Below are 15,354 nucleotides of genomic sequence, written 5' to 3'. Positions count from 1 at the left end.
GGCCCTTTTGTTTTTCTAGGATTTGAAAGGCATTATTCATCTAAGTATAGTCCGCTATCTTTTAACCAGTTTAACCAGCTTTCATAATCTTGGCCGAATTTTTCTCCGGTGACTTCTTCAAGTGCCTCTGATACAATTTTTCTTGTATCTGCATCTTGACTTTTCAGTTTTTCTATAATAATTTTGAAGGCTTCTTTACTTCTCATACTGGTGAGAGCTTTTATTGCTGACTTTTTAACATTTTGGTTCACATCGTCTGTCATCTTCTCAAGGATCTCAACAACCTTTTCCGATTCGTATACTGCCAATTTCATTAATCCCCAAACAGCACCTTCCCTTACTTCTGGATTTTTGTTGCCTGACGCTTCAATTAAAACTTCGAACGCCTGCTTGCCTCCAATTCTTCCAATTGCCTCTGCAGCAGACCTGCGTATTGTGTAGTCTTTATCTTCCAATAGTTCAGACAAATTTAGAATTGCTTTTTGATTCCCAATTTCACCAAGTGCTTCAACAGCAAACCACCGTACACTGAAAACGGGATCCTGCGTCGCTTTCACCAATGGTTTGACCACAGATGCCCCACCTATTTTCTTCAATACTTGTACTGCCAGCCATCTTACGTTTGGGTCATCATCTTTCAACAACTCGTTAACATGCCCGAGCACACTGAAATCACTGACACGGAGGATTCCTTCCTGAGCTTTGATTCTTACCTCGGCGTCATGATCTTTTAAAGCTTTAATTAAGAACTTAACGGCTTCAGGTGTACCTAGTTTCCAAATTGTTTCGACTGCCTTTTTTCTTACTTCTGGATCTTTGTCACTAAGCGCCGTTGCTACTCTGTCAAGTATTGAAGAGTCTGCTAATTCTCCTAGAACTTCCAAAACAGTAATTTTGACTTCAGTGTTTTCGTCGTTGAGGATGTCAGCAAGTGCTTCAACTGTTGTTTCATCGCTTATCATTCCGAGAGCTTCCGTGGCAGCTTTACGAACTTTCCAATCTGTGTCCTTCAATGTCTCCATTAACGCCTGTGTAGATCGCAAGTCACCTATCCTCCCCAATGCCTCTGCAGCAGCTCTTCTTACGTAAGATGCAGAATCTTTTAAGGCACTTATTAAATGGTCTACAACTGACCAACCACCAAATTTTCCAAGGGCTTGAACACTTGCTAACCGTACCCAAGAATCTTCATCGTTTAGAGCATCGAGAAAGGCTTCAACAATGCCAGGAACTTCAAGATTACCTATAGAATAGAGTGTTTCAGCTGCTGCTTTTCTCACTGTCGAATTTTGATCTTTAAGTAGATTTACAATTTCGGTTATTATTCTCTGATCGGCTATTCCTTCTTTCTCAGCTATCCTCTTGATAGCTTCTATAGCAGCCTTTCTAATCCTCCAATCATTATCCGCTGTTGCTGTACTTAACAATTGCAAAACTTCCTTTCCTCCAATATTGTCAAGTGCTTGTACCACCGAAGAACGTATTTGCACATTTTCGTCTTTCAGGAGTTCTCCAACTGCATTAATTACTCGTTCGTCCTTAAATTTTCCAAGTGCTTGAACAGCCATCGAGCGAATTTCATCACTTTGGTCACTAAGCATTCTTGTGAGTGGTTCTATTGTATTCTCGTGCTGTATGCTCGCCAAAGTCTTAACTAATGCCAAACGCACACCAAAATCTCTGTCATTAACTAATTTCGACAATTCAGCGACTGAATCTGGTTCCCCAATTTTGCCTAACGATTCTATAGCCATTTTTCGAACCGCAGTGTCTACGCTCTTTAAAGTTTCAATAAGAGCGTCAACAGCTTTTGGATCTTTTGTGTATCCAAGTATTTCAGCAGCTCCAAGCCTTACGAAGAGGTCTCTATCCTTCAAAAGTTTGGTGAGAATATCTGTTATATTGCATCCTGACTTAGCAGCTATCTGTAGTTCTATCTTCGCACTGTTTCTTACGTGGTAATCTACATCTCTTATTGCTTGAGCTATAAGTTCAAAAGCTCCTTGAATGTTTTGTTGCCAAACACTCCGAAGCGCTTTAACGACAGCATCGCGAATAGTCCAGTCGCTATCTTTCAAAGCTTTCTTAAGATATTCTAGAGCTTCTATAACACCTATCTCGCCAATCGCCCAAATTGCAGCCTTTTTTACATCCGAAGATTTATCATTCAGTAACATACCTAGACTCTGTAAAGCGCTTCGGTCCCTTATCTTTCCTAACGAGATTGCTGCCGACTCCCGCAACGATTCGTTCTTGTCATTAAGCATTTTCGTTAATGCTTCCACAGCTTTCTGTGCCCTTGTCTCACCAAGGACAACAACAGCCCTTTGACGCAGATCGATGTCTAAATCTTCATCAGAAACCATATGTATCAAAATCTCGACATCCGTCTCTTTCTGATCAGCAGTATTTTTAGAACTTCTTTTCTGTGTTTGTGGAGTTCCTAATCCAAGGATTGTGGGAACCGTATCCATCAGGTCTCCGATGGCACCTGTTACTCTGTCACGAGTCTGAGATTCTTGATACTTAGTAGTTATCTCATTACCTTTAATTGTCAAAATCAGCAGTTGCTCTAAAACTTTCGAACCTCCTATCTTAGTGAGCGCATCCATAGCAGCCATCCTTACGTCTTTATCTTCATCTTTCAACGTTTCCAAAAGCGCACTTATCGCCTCTGCATTTCCCATTGAACCAAGGGCTTCTGCTGCAGCTTTTCTAACATTGGCAGAAGGATCCTTCAGTGATTGAATAAGATAATCAATTTTTGTGTTATCTCCGATTTGTCCGAGAGTTTGAATAGCTACTTTTCTTACTTCAGCTTCTTTATCTTTCAACAACAGGATGATAACATCTGCAGATCTTTTGTCTTTTATCTTTCCCAGCGCTTCTACTACGGCAATTTTCACGTTGATGTCTCTGTCTTGGACCATCCCAACCAAATGTTCAACAGCTCCAAGGCTCCCAATCTCTCCGAGTGCCCAAGCCGCTGATTTTCTCAAATCTGGATCGTCACTATTGAGAAATTCGATAAGGGGGTAAACGGCTTGCTCATCGCCTATCTGGCCAAGTGCCTCAATTGCAGTCTTTCTTACCGAAAGTTCTTCATTGCTATCAGTAGCTATACTGACGAGTAAATTCAGAGTCCTCACATCACCTATCTTCCCAAGTGCTTCAACTACTGCTTTTCGTATATTGGGATTTTCATCATTTACCATGGTTACGATTATATCAACTGATTCAAAATCTCTTATATTTCCAAGAGCCCTTATTGAAGCCTCTTTTACTGGATCCTCCTCACTGTGGTTTTCCAATACGTCGATAAGTGAAGATGAAGCTCGGATGTCGTGTAGTTTGCCAAGAGCCTCTGCAGCTGCTTCCCTTACTTTTGTGAAATCATCATTTAGTTTTTCCATAAGAGGTTCTAAAGAACGCTCATCACCTATCCGACCAAGAGCCTCAGCTGCTGCCCTTCTAACGTTCGGAGAAGGATCCTGGAGAGCTTCAATGAGGCTTTCTACAGCTTCTGAACTTCCTATTTTCCCCAATAATTCAGCTGCAGACATTCTTATCCACGAATCTTCATCTCTCAGAGCCTCAATAAGTGCCTTTACAGAGGTTTCATCTCCAACAAATTGAAGTGCTTCAACCGCTGCTCTTCTTACATCTGGTGATTGATCTTTGATTAGTTCCACAAGGTAAGGAGTGGTCTTGGGATCATTCGTCTTACCAAGGGCCTCTGCAACGCTCTTTCTAACTTTCCATTCACTATCGTTAACAGCGGCAGAGAGCATCTCAACAGCCTTTTCGTGTCCAATTGTTCCGATTGCCTGAGCGGCGGAAAGCCTAATTGTGGGATCCTTGTCTGATAGTAGCTTCGATATAGGTTCAACAGCCCTTTGATCCTTCAATTTCTCCAACGCTTGCACGGAACGTAGCCTAATATTCGGATTTTCATCGTTCAGTGCTTTAATTAGTGGTTCAACAACGATGTCGCTGTGCACGTTTGCTAAAATATCAACGATCGCAGAACGAACACAGGGTTTTTTATCCTCTAACAGCGAATATACAGTTTTATCAACCGGAAGGCCTGAACGGAGTGCATTAAAAAGAGTGATCTTAGCAGTATCACGAACGACTGGATCTTCGTCTTTCAGTGATAAAGCGAGTGGCGGGATTACCCTTGGATCTCTTATTTTTCCGAGCGATTCGATAATTAACTTTCTCAGACAAGGAGGCGAATTAGGTAGTAGTTCAACTAAGGCAGAGATGAATTTTGGATCACTCAAATTCCCAATAGCTTTCACTGAAGCCTTTTTTCTGTTAAGATCCTTCTCTTTTAAAACCGCTAAAAGGACCTCATTTCCTTTCACATATGCCAGTATCTCCAGAATACAAGCCTCAAATTCGAAAGTTGGAACTTGGACCTTTGATTTTTCGGATAGGTTTATTGTGAACTTTGAGTTGTATAGATATTCTCCTGCTCGAAATGCCACAGTACCATCTATTTTGTTCGCTTGTTCTTCTGTTTGAATCACTACTTGAGCATCGGTCTCGTTTACTCTTTGTTCAACAACCTTCAGGCCTCCGTAGGTTCTTAGTAAATCTCTGGTGATTTTAAAATAATCAACCGTAGGTTTACCGAATATAAGTTTTTCCATACTTTTTTCAGATACTATTATTTGAACAGTTCGTATGTCTTTAACCCTTGCTTGCTTCTCAGTATCCACCATGGTAATCATCTCCATTCGTGGATCTACCCACTTTGGAACAGATTTATCCTTACAATTAACGGAACAACTTTACAATTTTATCACAAGTTCAAAAAAAGTAAATCAACTAAAAAAACATTAGAGTAATCAAATTTGAGAAAATGAGAGATAGTGTGTTATAATGATTATGTTAAAACCTCATGTTGAAATTAGAAGGTTTAATGGTTTCAAAAATATGTCTAAATCTCATGATTCAAGGGATATTCTACTTTTGATTCTATTCCGAAAACCAAGAAGAGGAGGATGGGAAGTATGAAGAAACTTTTCAAGTTTTCAACTGCAACGGTTGTTGCATCGGGTATCGGGGCAGCTATCTTTCTGCTCTTGTTCATGTTCGTTAAGATTCCTTCACCAGTTCCTCAAACGAGTTTCATGACTGCTTAAGGCTTTGCACTTTTTATAGCCACGCTCTACGGTCCCATAGCTGGCGGACTTTCTGCGTTTATTGGTCACGCACTTAGCGATGCTATTCAATATGGTTCTCCATGGTGGAGCTGGGTCATCGCAAGTGGACTTGCCGGCTTTATATACGGCTTGGCTTACAAATTCACAAAAGTCGAAGAAGGTGAGTTCACTGGTAAAAACATACTCAAAGTAAATATCTTCCAAATAATTGGAAACGCGATTGCTTGGTTAATTGTTGCTCCTGTACTTGATATCGTTATATACGCCGAGCCTGCCGACAAGGTTTTCATCCAAGGAGTTACAGCGATGATAATGAATATTATAAGTGCGGGAGTCATCGGAACACTTCTGCTCATAGCCTACGTTGCAACAAAACCAAAGAAAGGCAGTTTAAAGAAAGCAGAATAATCTTAAGTTTTTTCAAAAGTTTTTAAGATGCTCTCCCCAGCTTGAAGGCTGGGGAGATTTTATATTGAAGCTAAAGACACTCTCGTGTCTTCAGACATGAGTAACAGCTGATATGTTAGATAGTTATGTTACCAGAATCGTCGTTTTGTTTCGACTTTCAAACAACAGATGGTATAATACATTTAGCATGTTAATTTACCTACAAATGAGCATCGGTAGTGGCGTGCCTTTGCAGATGGAAAGATAAGGAGAGAAGTTAAGTTGATAGTCACGTACAGATACAGGATATATCCAAACAAGCAACAAAAACTGCAACTTTCCAAAACATTCGGCTGCACAAGATTTGTGTGGAACTACTTTCTTGCTTGGAGAGAGGAAAGATATAAAGAACAAAAACTCGCAACCACAGAGGCTGAGTGTAGAAAACACCTAAATAGTGTGCTCAAAGAGCAGTATCCTTGGCTTAGGGAAGTCGATAAGTTTGCTCTGTAAGATGCATTGATAAGATTGGATAATGCATATAACAGATTCTTCAAGGGTCTATCCGGTAAACCTCACTTTAAGAAGAAAAAATCACACAGGTTTTCATATACAACGTATTCTACAAACAACAACATCCAGATTGATTTCGGAGTTATGGCAAAAGATAAGACCAAGAACCGCTGTTGGGGAAAAATAAGACTACCGAAACTTGGTTGGATTAAAGCACGAATACACAGAACGTTCAACGGTAAGATAAAGACAGCAACTGTCACGTTACTTCCCAGTGGACACTACTACGTTTCAATCGCTGTTGAGGTTGATAAAGTTAATAACAAAAACCAAACACCAGAGCCAATCAACTATGCAGTTGCACTCGACCTTGGACTTAAAAGTTTCCACGTGGATAGCAACGGTAATCGTGTCGAAGCACCGAAGGTGCTTGCTAAATATGAGAAAAAACTAAAGAAACTGCAAAAAGATTTATCAAGAAAGAAAGTAAAAAGCAAGAACTTTGAGAAAGCCAGAATCAAACTTGCTAAGTTGCATCAGAAAATATCAAATATCAGGAATGATTTTCTGGAGGAATTATCCTCGCAGGTGATTAACGAAAACCAAGTAATTATCTGCGAGGAGCTGAGGGTTAAAAACCTGGTAAAGAACGGACGGCTTGCAAAGAGCATACATGATGCATCATGGTCGAAATTTTTGCGAATGCTCAAATACAAAGCTGAGAGACGAAGCAGGATATTCATACAGGTATCGCCCAACTTTCCATCATCACAAACATGCAGTGATTGTGGATACAAGAACGAAGAAGTGAAAGAGCTGAGTGTGAGAGTTTGGGAGTGTCCAAGGTGTGGTAGTGTACACGACAGAGATTTCAATGCGGCGAGGAATATACTTGCAGAAGGTCTAAAGCTGCTTAGCGAGATTAATAAACCCGTAGGGCTGGGACGGCCCGAGCCGGAAGGCGATGCCTGTGGAGGCAAGACCTCTACTATCGGTGGTGTACCACTGGTAGCAAGTCTTGTCAGTGAAGCAGGAAGCTCGTGACTTCAGTCATGGGCGGTTCACTCATTCTCCTTTTGAATTATCTGGTGGACAAAAACAGAGAACCACGATAGCCGGTGTGTTGGTGGACAATGTTGATATCTTACTGTTCGATGAGCCTTTAGCAAATTTAGACCCGGCAACAGCAAAGAAGGCAATGGAGATTATCGATGACCTGCACAAGAAAACGGGAAAAACTGTTATCATCGTCGAACATAGACTCGAAGACGTGCTTCACATAGAAGTGGACCGTGTGATTGTACTGAACAACGGTAGAATTATAGCTGACATGCATCCACACGAACTAATGGCAAGCGATATCCTTAAAGGAGCGGGCTTGAGAGAGCCACTGTATGTTTCCGCACTCAAATACGCGGGAGTCAATGTATCACCTTCCCTTAAACCTGGTTACATACACACACTTGAATTAGGGGAAGCCGAAAAGCAAAAGGTTGTGAATTGGTTCAAGGCTGGTAGTGACCGAGATTTGGACGATAAAGATTTCGATTCAGAACCAATACTGAAAGTCGAGAACTTGAATTTCGCATATGAGAAGAACAAGCCTGTTTTAAGGAATATAAATCTTGAAATCAAAGAAGGAGAAATGATTTCCATAGTAGGTAAGAACGGCGCCGGCAAATCAACATTTGCGAAAGTTCTTTGCGGATTCGTTAAAGAAGATTCCGGAACGATAACGTACAGAGGCAAGAAATTGAACGATATGACGATAAAAGAACGAGCAGAAATTATAGGATTTGTGATGCAGAATCCCAATCAGATGATTACAAAACCTATGATCTACGACGAAATAGCCCTTGGACTGCGATTAAGAAAAGTCCCCGAGGATGAAATTAAAAGCAAAGTTTCCGAAGTCGCCGAAATATGCGGTCTCAAACCTTTTCTCGAATGGCCTATTTCTGCGTTGAGCTATGGTCAGAAAAAGCGTGTCACAATCGCCTCAATATTAGTACTTGACCCTGAAATAATCATCCTCGACGAACCAACCGCAGGTCAAGATTTCAAACATTATTCTGAAATTATGGAATTCTTAGCGCAGCTAAATTCTATGGGAAAGACGATAATCCTAATCACGCACGACATGCACTTAATCATGGAATACACAGACAGGGCTGTTGTTTTTGCAGACGGAGAAATCGTAGCTAATGCAAAACCATCTGAGATTTTGACCGACGTACAGGTAATCGAAAAGGCAAACCTGAAGGAAACCTCACTCTACAAATTGGCACAGATAGTAGGTGTACAAGATTCCACAAGGTTCGTCCAACACTTCATCAACTACGATAGGATGGTGAGAAAGAGCCATGCAGGAGAAATTAATAATGTACACCTCCTACATAAAAATATGGTATAAATAATTTAGCTTAAAAAAATTGAGGGCAGGACAACTTATGTCACCTTGGCTTTTAAGCCATTTTGGGAGTCTGTTGCCTGCCTTTAACCATGATAAGTTGGTTGGGCTTTCAGCCCTCGTCAGCATGGAGGATTGGTTCAGTAGGCTCCCTGCCCTCATCAATTGAAAGGAGGTTCTTGTATGAATAACTTCTCCATATTCGTCGGCATCGATGTTTCCAAGGATAAGTTCAACGTCTGCGCTATCTCTAATCCCAGTTCCATCATCTTCGAATCTTCTTTCGATATGTCCCAGCAAGGCTTTTCCTCCTTCGCAAACAAACTCTCTGCCTTCCCAAAACAATCCATCATCATCGCTATGGAATCTACTGGCTGTTATCATCTCAACCTTCTGGCTTTCCTTTCTTCCAACGACTTTGCTTGCGCTGTTTTTAATCCTCTAACTGTTAAAAACTTTGCTTCTCTTCGAAAGACCAAAACCGACAAAATCGATGCTCGCATTATCGCTACTGCTTTGTTTTACCTACAACATCAAATTCCTTCTTCTGCTTTTGTCAACTCTGAGCTTCGTGATATTGTCAGAGCACGCGAAAACATTATCCACCGCATCGCAAAAGTTAAAGACAATATCGAAAAACTGCTCAACGTTCTTTTCCCTGAACTCGAAAGAGTTACCAATATCTACAGTGACACTATCCTCAATCTTCTTTCTCATTTCCCTTCTGCCAAGGCTATTCAAAAGGCTCGTAATCTGGATGTGTTCTTTTCCAAAGACCGTGGCAGAAGTACAAAACTTAATGCTCAAAAACTTAAAGAACTCGCTAATAACTCGATTGCTCAATATTGGCCGATGAAAGAAAAGATTCTTGTGCAAAATATCAAAGAACTACAATTTTTACAGCAACAGCTTGAAGAATACGACAAGATGATGAAAGAATATTGCGAATGTAGTGCGATAAACCTTGATATCGAGATACTCACGTCAATACCAGGTATTGGTGAAAACAGCGCGATGCATTTCTTGGCAGAAGTTGGAGATATCTCAAGATTTAGTACATACAAAAAACTCATTGCGTATTGTGGACTCGATCCAAGCATTGCCCAATCAGGCAAAAGCAAAGTAGAAGGACACATATCGAAAAGGGGCAATGCCCACCTAAGACGAATACTATGGCTAATGGCAGTGAGTGTAGTGATTCACAACGAATATTTCCGAACATACTATGAACGAAAAAGGCAGCAAGGTATACCGTACAAAAAAGCGATAATGTCAGTAGTACACAAGTTATTGCGAACGTTGTACGCAATGTTGAGAAAGAAAGAGAAGTTCAATATTGATTATGCTATCTCACACTCAAAACAAAAATTTAATTTTGCATAGTTGACTCCGATGAAACAATTATTCACAGGCTTTCCGGTTTGACCAAATTGATAGCCTTCCTTTTACTAACATCTGCGGTAATGTACACGTACGATATAAGAGTCATCGTAGCTATCCTATTCTTCTCGTTCTTTTTGATGCGTGTTGCTAAAATAAGATTCTCAAGGGTCAAATTGATGTTCGCGTACGTTTTTGCATTTCTTGTTGTTAATGAGATATTCACATTCCTTTTTGCTCCGATGGAAGGCGTGAAAATCTTCGGTACAGAACACGTGTTGTTTTTTATTTCTAAGAATTATCCGGTGACTCTCGAACAACTCTTCTACCAAACTACTAAATTCTTAAAGTACGTATCCGTGATACCACTTGGGATGATTTTCTTATTCACAACGAACCCAAGTGAACTGGCATCTTCGCTCAACAAAATAGGTGTCAACTACAAAGTAGCCTACGCTTTTGCACTTACACTTAGGTATTTTCCCGATATTCAGAGGGCTTATACGGATATAAGCCTGGCACAGCAGGCAAGAGGTATCGATTTGTCCCGTAAAGCGAAGTTTAAAGACAGATTCAAGTACGCTTTGCTCATACTCATTCCTTTGATTTTTTCCAGCTTGGAACGAGTTGAGAAAATAAGCAACGCAATGGATTTGAGAGGCTTTGGCAAATATAAAAAGAGAACGTGGTATACGACGAAAAGACTTACAAAGGAAGATTATTTAGCACTCATGGTTGCAGTGGCGAGCTTTGTAGTGGTAATATTAATTGGTATCTACGTCAACAAAGGTAGATTTTACAACCCGTTTTTGTAATCACTGTTAATAGAAATGAAGTTTTTTACTAAGTTTCTAATTTCTCAATAAGCATGTTGATTAAAACCGTTTTAATAATAACCAAATGGTATAATATTTATGCCAAAATGCTAAATTCAACTTTGCGTAGGGAGTGTTATTTAATGTCAGAACCAAAGTACTATCTTATTTCTGTATCAAACAAAGAAAATTTGAACTTGTGTGTCAAATATCAGCTAGCAGGATTTCCTAGTAGTACCAACGGACTATGGTCTTATTTAGACATCGATGAAGGTGATTACATATCTTTCCTGTATGGTGCAAGGATTAAAAATCTTTATAAAGCTGAGAAGAAAATCGCGTATAAAAACGCTGGAAAACTACCGCCGTGGAAGCCAATAACATTTAAAGAATCTGGGAAAACGTACTCATTTCCATATAGGATGAAACTTAGACTTGTCCGAGAATTCGATGAAAGTATAGTTCGTTCAGAATTTGCCTACGTCGCGGAAGATCTTCTACTTAGAGGAGGCTATCGGAAAACTCATTTCCAAGCCGATGCTGCAATGCTGTCCTATGTTTCAAGTTTGGGAAGATCCGTAGAAATATCCACAGAACAGAAAATTGAAACTCCTATCAGCGACCTGGATGTCGAAGAATTTGTACCAAAAATCACATTTCGTAAGACACAACCACAGATTGGAAAAGAAGATTATACGGTAGTGAAATTCAACGAAAATATTCTTCAGTCGCTCTTAAAAAGAACCCTAAGTTCTTTGCTCAATGAAATATTAATCCGTTGTGGTTCTAACAAACAACCACATGAATTCGAAATTCTCAGTGAGAAGGCCTTATCAAAAGGTTTCGTAGATTTGTTTGTTAAGCTGAAGCACCCTGTTGAAAGGAATCAATACATCTTGATAGAAGCAAAAAACAGAGTGGCAAGTAATAAAGATCTTAATCAACTTAATGAATACATCGATGACTTTGATAAAGAAGGTGAACTTCTGTGCGGCATACTTATCGCTGAAGACTTCCCAAAGAATCTTAAGACAAATACAGCCAAGATTTTGAAGATCAAATACTCTTTCGATGGACTTAATCAAACTGAGGATTACGAGTATGATCAACTAGTAAGTATGATGAGATTAGAGATTATCTGAGGTTTTAAAACCAATTCAATCACATATTGGGCATGTCTATTAGTTGTTCAGCGTTTTTATATTAGCTTAGTACCTAGCAAATTGTGATTGAACGCTGTTCTTCGTCTTCGAATTCAGTTCCATGGTGTGCAACCCAGGTTTTGACCAATTTATGAGTACTTTATCCATTTGAGTTTTCTCAGCCAAAATGTCATTTTATCAGAAACATAGCTCTAATACTCAATCCCCTTCCTTGCCAGAACACCCTTTTGATAATAATGCTTCACTTCCCTCATCTCAGTAACCAAATCTGCAATTTCAACTAACTCCTGAGGTGCGAATCTGCCAGTAAGGATTATTTCGACGTGTTCAGACTTTGATTTCAACAAATCCAAAACTTCATCTACTGAGAAAAGCCCATAGTAAAGAGCGACGTTTATTTCATCCATTATTACAACATCGTATTCACCAGAGGTAAGTACCTCTCGAATTCTTCTAAGTCCTTCTTTTGCAAGCCGGATGTCTTCCTCAGTTGGCGCGTTTTTTATAAAGCAATTTCTTCCATACTGCTCAATAACAAGATTTGCCAAGTACTTTGGTGCATCCAATTCGCTGTATTTCATGCCCTTTATAAACTGCCCGATGTAAACTTTCTTTCCTGCGCAAACAGCTCTCAGTGCCAATCCAAAGGCTGCCGTTGTTTTGCCTTTTCCATTGCCGGTGTAAACGTGGATGTAGCCTTTTTCTCCAAAATTTGCCATCGTATCACTCCTTTTGTTGTTCCTTTTTCCACTCTTTCAGAAAGTCAAGAAGCTTGTCATTTGAATTTTCATCTTTCAAACCTATCCTCACACAATCTTTTATCCCGAAATCGTACATCCTTCTTGCGTGCATTTTCATTTTGTGCAATCGCTCGATGAAGTTCTCGACATTACCAACCTTTATGGTAATGAAGTTTGTCACCGATGGAAAAAGCACGTATTGTTCGAACTTTTGCCTTTCTTTTTTAAAATAAGACTGCGTGTTTTTGAGAAAGTTAAAATAAGAATCGATGTTTTTTATCAGCGCATCTAATATAGTAAACCCATCTCCACCAATACCCCAAGGCATTCGATACTTTTCAAATAAATTGCGAAACTCGATCGACCTGACATAACCAACTCTCACTCCAGGAAGTCCAAGTACCTTAGTAAAGCTCCGTACGATTATTGTATTTGGATATTTTTCAATACCTACGGATTTTCTTAGCTCTTCTGGTACAAAATCAACGAAGGCTTCATCTAAAACGAAAAGCACATCCGATCCGTAATTTTCCAAAGACCACCGCAACAGCTCTGAGTAGTCCTCGTACATACCGGTTGGGTTGTTCGGATTGCCGGTGATCAACACAACCTTGTTGAAGTTTTCCGTCAATTTTTCAATCGTTTTCTTTAAGATTTCGAGCTTTATCGTTCCGTGTAAAATGTAATTTACTTTCACAATTTCTTTAGCACCGAATCTGGCAACTCTTTCGTATTCGGTGTAATTTGGTTCGGGGATTAAAACTGTGCTATTATTCATCAATGTGAATGCTAAAATTTGAAAAGCTTCGGTAGCCCCGGCAAGAACAACGGCATCTTTTCCAAAATACTTTCTGAAATCTTCCTCTATCCATTCAACATAGGTGTATCTTTTCAAATTCTTTAGAGAATGGTTCAGAGCCTCAAGCAAAAATTCCGGGACAAAAGGATTAACCGAGATCGAAAAATCCACTATGTGTTCGTCTTTGATTCCACCGTGGAAATTTCTTAACCTTTTTGTATTGTTTGCCACACTAACACCACCACCGCCGTTGCCAAAATTAGAACTACAACCTTAGCGTAGAGTTTAAGCGCACGTTTTACGTCTTCTTTTTCAGGTAACCTTCCTTCAACTTTGTAATATCCCACTTTCTCGATACCAAATCCAAGAACACCGGCAAAAGCACTCATGGGATACATCGCGTTTATTTTGATTGCTCCGTACTTAATCATATTTCTCCATGCCCTGAGTGGGTTGAAAAACGAAATTACCAAGGCCGTGAGCCTTGATGGGACCAGATTGAGTAAATCGTCGGATCGTGCATGGAATTTCCCGAACCATTCGTATCTTTCGTTTCTGTACCCAAAAAGCGCATCGTACGTGTTGACAATGCGGTAGATCAAAGCTCCGGGCAAGTCAAAGAGTATGTAGAAAAACAATGGTCCTGTAATGCTATCTGAAATGTTCTCTGACAAACTCTCAATAGCTGCAGAATAAAGATGTCCCTTGGTAAGCTTTGATACATCGCGTGATACGATGTACGAAACGTTCTTTCTCAGTGTTTCTAAATCGTCCGTGTAACACCTTGACATGTGTTGGTAAAGGCTTTTAATAGAGAACGTAGATTTTAGAAGATACACCTTTATAGCAAATAATACTATGCCAAAAGTCGACGATTCAACCTTTCTAAAATGTAAAACAACCACTGCAATAGCGCCGAAAAAGAATATCTCAACCACCAAAGCAAAAGCTCCAGCTATGAACCTGAGAGCATTCTTTTTTTGCTGCGTAACTTTGTCGAACAACTTTCCGACAAATCCCATGTAGACGACAGGATGTAACTTGGAAGGATACTCCCCAAAAAGTAAGTCTATTGTTACTGCGAAAAGAAAAACATACACTTTATCTGACGAAGGACTCATTTCATTGATAACTCCTCGTACACTATCTTTTCGATTTTTGAAATATCGATCTGGTCTACCACGAACTCTGTGATCCTATCTATCTCTTCCATCAAAGCCTTCTTGTTCTCCAAATTAAACTCGCCTTGCTTTGTATCAATCACATCTTCGTCTGGGATTTTGTTTTCAAAATAAGGTATTGTGCCGAAATATTCGATCGAATATTTCTTAGCAAGCTCGTTTGGCGCGTCTTTTAGTAGCGACTTGTCACCGAAAAATTTGTTGAATAAAAATCCTTTGACAAGTTTTCTTTCATCTGGGCTCATTAATTCTAAAGTCCCCACAACCTGTGCGAAGGCTCCACCTTTTGAGATGTCGGCAATGAGTATGACGTTTGCAGCAACACTTGTTGCAATACGCATATTCACGATCTCAGTATCCTTCAAATTTGGCTCGATTGCGGCTCCAGCTCCTTCGATGATCACTAAGTCGTGGTTTTCGGATAGATTTTTAAGAATTTCTAACACTTTGGCAAGTAATCTCTCTTTTGATTCGTACATGTATTTTTCAGAACCCAGGTGACCGATGAATTCTCCCGTGAAGTAAACTTCTACACCATTATTTTCGGGAATTAGTAAGATTGGATTGTACTCCACCGATGGCTCTTTCTCACATGAAAGAGCCTGCAGGTACTGAGCGGTGGCTATCCTGCCGTTGTTTACCGGTATAAACTTTCTTGAAATATTCTGAGATTTAAACGGAACAACATCAAGACCTTTCTTTGTAAAGTATCTGCAGAGTACCATCGCTAACGTTGATTTTCCAACATTCGACATCGTACCAAGGACCATCAGATGCACAGTCAAGCCCCCT

General features: G+C 39.9%; 11 protein-coding genes and 1 pseudogene. 7 read left to right on the top strand and 5 right to left on the bottom strand.

Features of this window, described 5'->3' with window-relative positions; all coding sequences use genetic code 11:
• Positions 1-32 precede the first annotated feature (32 nt).
• Positions 33-4,730 carry a sister chromatid cohesion protein PDS5 gene (locus CBS1_RS05990; protein WP_164969248.1) on the bottom strand — a complete coding sequence of 1,566 codons (4,698 nt, stop codon included), beginning with the start codon at positions 4,728-4,730 and terminating at the stop codon, positions 33-35.
• 282 nt (positions 4,731-5,012) lie between these two features.
• Between CBS1_RS05990 and CBS1_RS05985 the strand changes: the two are divergent.
• The 7 genes and pseudogenes from CBS1_RS05985 to CBS1_RS05960 all read left to right on the top strand — a co-directional run bounded on the left by CBS1_RS05985 (position 5,013) and on the right by CBS1_RS05960 (position 11,821).
• A pseudogene (locus CBS1_RS05985) lies at positions 5,013-5,582 on the top strand (ECF-type riboflavin transporter substrate-binding protein).
• Between the two features lie 261 nt (positions 5,583-5,843).
• Positions 5,844-6,074 (top strand): helix-turn-helix domain-containing protein, encoded by a 231-nt coding sequence (locus CBS1_RS10470; protein WP_176759465.1) that lies wholly within the window; start codon positions 5,844-5,846, stop codon positions 6,072-6,074.
• A 6-nt stretch (positions 6,075-6,080) separates the two neighbouring features.
• On the top strand, positions 6,081-7,118 hold the full coding sequence (locus CBS1_RS05980) for an RNA-guided endonuclease TnpB family protein (protein ID WP_338323349.1): 1,038 nt from the start codon (positions 6,081-6,083) through the stop codon (positions 7,116-7,118).
• Positions 7,099-8,487 (top strand): ABC transporter ATP-binding protein, encoded by a 1,389-nt coding sequence (locus tag CBS1_RS05975; protein ID WP_241685581.1) that lies wholly within the window; start codon positions 7,099-7,101, stop codon positions 8,485-8,487. Before CBS1_RS05980 ends, CBS1_RS05975 begins: the two co-directional genes overlap by 20 nt.
• Positions 8,488-8,667: 180 nt before the next feature.
• Positions 8,668-9,867 carry an IS110 family RNA-guided transposase gene (locus CBS1_RS05970; protein WP_128998116.1) on the top strand — a complete coding sequence of 400 codons (1,200 nt, stop codon included), beginning with the start codon at positions 8,668-8,670 and terminating at the stop codon, positions 9,865-9,867.
• Positions 9,864-10,679 (top strand): energy-coupling factor transporter transmembrane component T family protein, encoded by an 816-nt coding sequence (locus tag CBS1_RS05965; RefSeq protein ID WP_090222085.1) that lies wholly within the window; start codon positions 9,864-9,866, stop codon positions 10,677-10,679. Before CBS1_RS05970 ends, CBS1_RS05965 begins: the two co-directional genes overlap by 4 nt.
• A gap of 143 nt (positions 10,680-10,822) precedes the next feature.
• On the top strand, positions 10,823-11,821 hold the full coding sequence (locus CBS1_RS05960) for an endonuclease NucS (protein WP_090222084.1): 999 nt from the start codon (positions 10,823-10,825) through the stop codon (positions 11,819-11,821).
• A 212-nt stretch (positions 11,822-12,033) separates the two neighbouring features.
• Here CBS1_RS05960 and cobO read toward each other — a convergent pair whose 3' ends face one another.
• Genes cobO through CBS1_RS05940 form a run of 4 tightly spaced genes read right to left on the bottom strand, consistent with a single transcriptional unit; the run spans position 12,034 to position 15,332 of the window.
• Positions 12,034-12,561, bottom strand: a complete 528-nt coding sequence (gene cobO, locus CBS1_RS05955) for a cob(I)yrinic acid a,c-diamide adenosyltransferase (RefSeq protein ID WP_090222082.1) — start codon at positions 12,559-12,561, stop codon at positions 12,034-12,036.
• Positions 12,562-12,565: 4 nt separating this feature from the next.
• Positions 12,566-13,612, bottom strand: a complete 1,047-nt coding sequence (locus tag CBS1_RS05950) for an aminotransferase class I/II-fold pyridoxal phosphate-dependent enzyme (RefSeq protein ID WP_033192233.1) — start codon at positions 13,610-13,612, stop codon at positions 12,566-12,568.
• Entirely contained in the window at positions 13,588-14,502 is a 915-nt protein-coding gene (gene cbiB / locus CBS1_RS05945) for an adenosylcobinamide-phosphate synthase CbiB (protein WP_176759478.1), read from the bottom strand. The genes CBS1_RS05950 and cbiB overlap by 25 nt, the downstream gene beginning before the upstream one ends.
• Positions 14,499-15,332, bottom strand: coding sequence for a nucleotide-binding protein (locus CBS1_RS05940; RefSeq protein ID WP_236938701.1), 834 nt, complete (start codon positions 15,330-15,332; stop codon positions 14,499-14,501). Before CBS1_RS05940 ends, cbiB begins: the two co-directional genes overlap by 4 nt.
• Positions 15,333-15,354: the final 22 nt, after the last annotated feature.

The sequence above is a fragment of the Fervidobacterium changbaicum genome (genome assembly GCF_004117075.1).
GTDB classification, from domain to species: domain Bacteria; phylum Thermotogota; class Thermotogae; order Thermotogales; family Fervidobacteriaceae; genus Fervidobacterium; species Fervidobacterium islandicum.
The sequence above is the reverse complement of the archived record's forward strand: the minus strand, read 5'-3'. Positions and strand labels throughout refer to the sequence as shown.